The 519-nt window shown below is 44.3% G+C and carries 2 tRNA genes and 1 rRNA gene; all 3 read right to left on the reverse strand.

Annotation, left to right across the window (positions count from 1 at the left end):
• Positions 1–200 precede the first annotated feature (200 nt).
• Positions 201–276, reverse strand: a tRNA-Ala gene (locus tag C9J35_RS23245).
• Between the two features lie 14 nt (positions 277–290).
• Positions 291–367: transfer RNA gene (locus C9J35_RS23250), tRNA-Ile, on the reverse strand.
• A 93-nt stretch (positions 368–460) separates the two neighbouring features.
• Positions 461–519, reverse strand: a 16S ribosomal RNA gene (locus tag C9J35_RS23255); the annotation flags it as partial.

The following is a 519-nucleotide window of genomic DNA, read 5'->3' on the forward strand; positions in this document are numbered from 1 at the left end:
CTGCGTATTTCGTTGTCAGCTTCACTCGTTCAGTCAGTCACGTACTAAGGTACGCTCCTTTCCTCTCTCGCTTGCTTCCTAGAACTACTTGTATCTTGAAACCCTACATTATCTGTTATTAAGCCTATAAAAAACTTAAAAAATAAATGTGTTTGTTACTATTTCAATGTCGTTTTATCCAGTTTTCAAAGAACAATAATTGGTGGAGCCTAGCGGGATCGAACCGCTGACCTCCTGCGTGCAAGGCAGGCGCTCTCCCAGCTGAGCTAAGGCCCCAAGAGGTAGTTATATGGTGGGCCTAAATGGACTCGAACCATCGACCTCACGCTTATCAGGCGTGCGCTCTAACCAGCTGAGCTATAGGCCCTCTTGGAAGTTTTATATGATTAATAAACCTTCAAAACTGAACGCAAAACGTAATCTTACAAACCCAAGGTTTGTATTCCGAAAATATCCTTAGAAAGGAGGTGATCCAGCCGCACCTTCCGATACGGCTACCTTGTTACGACTTCACCCCAA

The sequence above is a fragment of the Lysinibacillus parviboronicapiens genome, assembly GCF_003049575.1.
Taxonomy (GTDB): domain Bacteria; phylum Bacillota; class Bacilli; order Bacillales_A; family Planococcaceae; genus Lysinibacillus; species Lysinibacillus parviboronicapiens.